Source organism: Candidatus Thermoplasmatota archaeon (genome assembly GCA_022848865.1).
In the GTDB taxonomy this organism is placed as follows: Archaea; Thermoplasmatota; Thermoplasmata; order RBG-16-68-12; family JAGMCJ01; genus JAGMCJ01.
In genome coordinates this window covers 1-4,333 of record JAJISE010000075.1, presented here as the reverse complement: position 1 = coordinate 4,333, position 4,333 = coordinate 1, and the positions used below count along the sequence as shown (strand labels likewise).

Here is a 4,333-nt window from a genome sequence, read left to right as displayed (position 1 = left end):
GAAGACCATGGTGTATTTCGCCGTGTTCAGCAACACGACCTGCCCTTCCCTCACGTCTCTCGAGTGGGATTCCACGACGATTGGGTAGAAGGGCGTTGAGATTGCCGCAGGAATCAGGAGCACCATTGTGCTTACGCCAAATGCCACCTTGAAATATCCTACGTCATCGAAGGTCGCAGAACGTTGTAGAATCGTTATTCCGTACCATGTCGCCACCACGAAGAATATGCCCGCCAAGAGCACTCCTCCACCAACTCGTAACAGTCTCGCCGCCACTTCTCTGTCCAGTTTGAAAAGCGACCTGAGGAGCCCCTTCGACCGCCCCCTCAGTACAACACCATACACACCGATTGCGACAAGAGCTGAGAGTATGGACGCGTAGAGTGCACCAGGAAGACCATACAGCCAGACCATAGACAAAGTCAGAATCGCACCAATCGTTCCCAAGATAACAGAGAGCTTTGCCAGAAGTCCAATCTTCTGGAACGCTTGTAGAACAGGCCCGAACATGGATGAGAACGTCCCCAGCAGAGCTCCTATGATCCAGAGGTATATCAGATAGATGAGATCTGGTTCGTTGTACAGAGCGACTGAAAGGAAAGGATCGAGCAGGACGTAGAGGCCCAGCACAGGAAGCGTGGTCATTATGGAGAGCCAGAAGAATGCGATTAGAGTGCTGTCAACCTTCTGCGGATCCTTCAACCTATATTCAGGCACGATTCTGACCATCGCAGAAACCATGCCGAAACCGGAGACCGTGGATACGATGGCCCCCAGGCTCGTGACGATGGAAAGCATACCTAGTTGTTCGGGTCCGAGGAGTCTGGCGACCACGATTGATTGAATCAGAACGATGCCCTTCAACAGAACGGTCGACAAGAAGATGTACGCGCTGTACTTCGCCATTCTTCTGCCAGTCTTCTTGATGATGCCATAGGACTCCATCTGCGCGTCTGCGGAATCGATGTCGCTCTCTGTCGCAACATTGGACGGTTGAGCCTCAGGTCGATTCATGATACTTGGGGCTACTTCATTAGCGAAACTTATATAAACGTTCTTGAGTCGTTATTGCCAGACGCAGGAATGCCGGGATCTGGCCCCTTCGCCGCTCACAGCCGTGGTGCGAGCTCCTTCAGGTAGGCATTCAGCTTGGGCCCCAAATCCTCTCTTTCCAAGGACAGCTCGATCGTGGCCTTAATCCATCCAAGCTTGCTTCCGATATCGTAACGCTTGCCTTGGAACTTGCACGCCAGCACTTGCTTCTCGCTGAGCATCGAAGATATCGCATCGGTAAGCTGAATCTCATTTCTTGAATCCGGCCTTGTCTTCTCGATGTGTGTGAAGATCTCGGGTTCTAGGACATACCTTCCGACAGTTCCTAGGGAGCTCCTCACGTCCGCCAGAGAGGGTTTCTCGACGATTTCCGTGATATCGAAGACGTCCTCCCCGACAGGTTCTCCAACGACCATTCCGTAGTGAACCATCCTTTCAGGTGGAACATCCTCGACTGCAAGGACGGACTTCCCTTCCCTCTTGAAGATGTCCAGGAGTTGTTTGATGCAAGGGTTCTCGCATACCATAATGTCGTCTCCCAGAAGAACCGCGAACGGCTCATTGCCCACGTAGTTCTTCGCGCATAGGACCGCGTGGCCCAATCCCAAGGGTTCCTTCTGCCTCACATATAGGATCTCAGCCATTCTTGCGATGTCCTGGATTTTCCTGAACTCCTCCATCTTGTCCTCGCTCCAGAGATGCCCCTCGAGTTCGACAGACCTGTCGAAGTGATCCTCGATCGCCCTTTTTCCTCGTCCCGTAACTATGAGGATGTTCTCAAATCCAGAGGCAACAGCCTCCTCCACCACGTACTGAATGGCGGGCTTGTCAACGATGGGAAGCATCTCCTTCGGCTGCGCCTTCGTGGCAGGCAAGAACCTCGTCCCCAACCCCGCCGCGGGAATGACCGCCTTCACGCCAACTCTGAAGCCTGAGAATCAACTTAATCCTTTCGCACCGCTAGCGGTTTGAGCGGACAACTCTGCCTCATCACTGCTGTACGCCGTGTCGCAAGCAGGACAGCTCCCAGCCTCCTCGAGGCACTCAGCATGGTAGAACCTCCCGCATGAGCATCTGACACCTGGGACGGATGGCGAGAGCACGTCCCCGCATATCTCGCACAAGGTGCCGCGCTTCCTCGTCTCCTCGACCGCGGGCTCGGCGGACTTCTCCTTCATCAGCACCTTGTACATGATGAGCCAGAAGAGCGTTATCCACAGGACGAAGATCATCCAGCCGGCGTTGGAGTGCGCCTGCAGCAGGGCCTGCATCGGGTCGTCGCCCGGCGCGTAGACGCCCACGAGCACGACTATCACGATCCTCAACAGGTTCGCAACGTAGGCGCTCACGAAACCGAGGACCAGGAGACCTCCCACCCGCCAGTTCGGCCTGCTGTACTCGGTGAGGATGAAGGCCGTGAACGCCGACGCGAAGATGCTGAACGAGTAGATGCCCGAGCACGAGGTCGTGACAGCAAGCTCATCCAGGCCGAGCTCTGGCGGGAAGGTGAGGGAAGGAATGCCATCGACCACCCCGATGCTGCTGGGCACACCGAACAGATTCAGGATGGCATTGACCTCGGGCACCAGGAATATCGCCGAGTACGCGTTCACGCTCGCATCCATGTCCCCCTCGAGCATCCGCATCAGCACCAGCGGGACGATCAGGATCAGCACTAGCACGCCGGAGAACATCAGGAAGAAGTCCCTCTCCCGCCCGTACCTCTCAGGAACGAAGTTGTACGCCACCAGGGCCCCGCCGAAGAGCAGGAGCATGTAATCGTGCGTGCCAAGGGACAAGCTGCCGAAGACGAGCAGGTTGTAGGCGAAGTCGAGCGCGAACACGACGATTCCGAGGACAGGGAAGATGGGCTTCAGCTTGAGCCGGACGGAGAAGAACTCGACGATCCTGCGCGCCAGGGCCTTCTCGCGGGGTTTCTCCTCACCCTCCTCCGGCATGAACGTGAGCACGAGCAGCGCGACCCCCGAGAGGAACAGGACCACGCCGACGTACTCGAGCCAGACGACCTTCTGCGGTAGTATGACGAGATTGATACCCGTAAGGAGAAGTATGAACTCGAGAAGAAGGAAATACCCCCTGTACTTCTTCAGGAAATCCATTGCATCTTCGAGTTCTGGCATGCCTTACCACTCGTGCTATTGAATGACAAACACCCCCCTATTTAAAACCTTCACGCCCATCCTCGAAAGAGAAATATATCGCAGACCCTTCCCGACATACATGAAGATAATCGGAGGGTCAGCTTCATTGGATCTTGCTGGGAGATTGGCTGGGGAGCTCCGCGCGGACCTGGTCGCGACCGAGGTCAAGCGGTTCCCGGACGACGAGGCCTACGTCCGCATCGTCGATGACGTCACCGAGGAGGATGTCGTCCTCGTTCAGAGCGCCTATCCCGACAGGAACATCGTGGAGCTTTTCCTCTGGCAGGACGCACTCGCGGACCTCAACGTGAACAGCCTGCGCGTCGTCATCCCCTACCTCGGCTACGCGCGGCAGGACAAGGCCTTCCTCAAGGGTGAGGGGGTGAGCGTACGCGCCTTGGCGAACCTCATCCAGATGGGCGCGAGCGAGATGTACACGGTCGACGCGCACAGCGAACGGGCCTCCAGGTACTTTGACGTCAGGTGGAACGAGCTGTCCGCCGCACCGACCTTGGCGGGTCATCTGAAGAACCTCAGCATCGATTTCGTTCTTGCGCCGGACGAGGGAGCGCTGGAGCGCGCACGACTGCTCGCGGACCTCCTCAACTGCGAATCGGACTACCTCGAGAAGAAGAGGATCGATTCGCACACGGTCGAGGTCTCACCGAAGTCGCTCGATGCCGGCGGGAAGGTCGTCGCCATCGTGGACGACATAATCTCCACGGGCGGCACGATCGTGAAGGCGACGGAGCAGCTTAGGGAGCACGGGGCCAAGACTGTCATTGCGGCGTGCACGCATGGCCTCTTCGTCGGCGACGCACTCGAGAAGCTCGGGGTCTGCGATGAGGTCTTCTGCACGGACACGCTGATGAGCCCCGTTTCCAAGGTGACGGTGGCGGGCGTCATCGCCGAGGCGCTTGGACCGCAGATGGACTAGGGTCCTGCGGTCGTGAACTCAGGCCACCAGGGTCAGGAATATTAGGCCGGCAGCCACGAGGAGTCCGGCCCTCTCATAACCGTCGAAGTTGGTCGACGTGAGGCCTCCAATGAACGCGGTCAGTGCTGCCAGTGTGGCCCCCGAGACCCGCAGGAAAAAGGCGAAGTCATGGACCGATTCG

At 57.3% G+C, this 4,333-nt stretch carries 4 protein-coding genes; 1 reads left to right on the top strand and 3 read right to left on the bottom strand.

All coding sequences use genetic code 11. The annotated features are described in order from the left end of the window. From LN415_09500 to LN415_09490, 3 genes are all read right to left on the bottom strand, one after another. A partial coding sequence (locus LN415_09500) for an oligosaccharide flippase family protein (protein ID MCJ2557319.1) occupies nt 1–1,014 on the bottom strand: 1,014 nt, incomplete at its 3' end. A gap of 95 nt (nt 1,015–1,109) precedes the next feature. Continuing rightward, nucleotides 1,110–1,970, bottom strand: coding sequence for a UTP--glucose-1-phosphate uridylyltransferase GalU (gene galU / locus LN415_09495; GenBank protein ID MCJ2557318.1), 861 nt, complete (start codon nt 1,968–1,970; stop codon nt 1,110–1,112). 21 nt (nt 1,971–1,991) lie between these two features. Next, complete coding sequence (locus tag LN415_09490) at nt 1,992–3,194, bottom strand: archaeosortase/exosortase family protein (protein ID MCJ2557317.1); 1,203 nt, start codon at nt 3,192–3,194, stop codon at nt 1,992–1,994. Between the two features lie 100 nt (nt 3,195–3,294). On the opposite strand from LN415_09490, the gene LN415_09485 reads away from it, so the two are divergent. Further along, a complete protein-coding gene (locus LN415_09485) occupies nt 3,295–4,152 on the top strand; it encodes a ribose-phosphate diphosphokinase (GenBank protein ID MCJ2557316.1) in 858 nt (285 codons plus the stop codon). Nucleotides 4,153–4,333 lie beyond the last annotated feature (181 nt).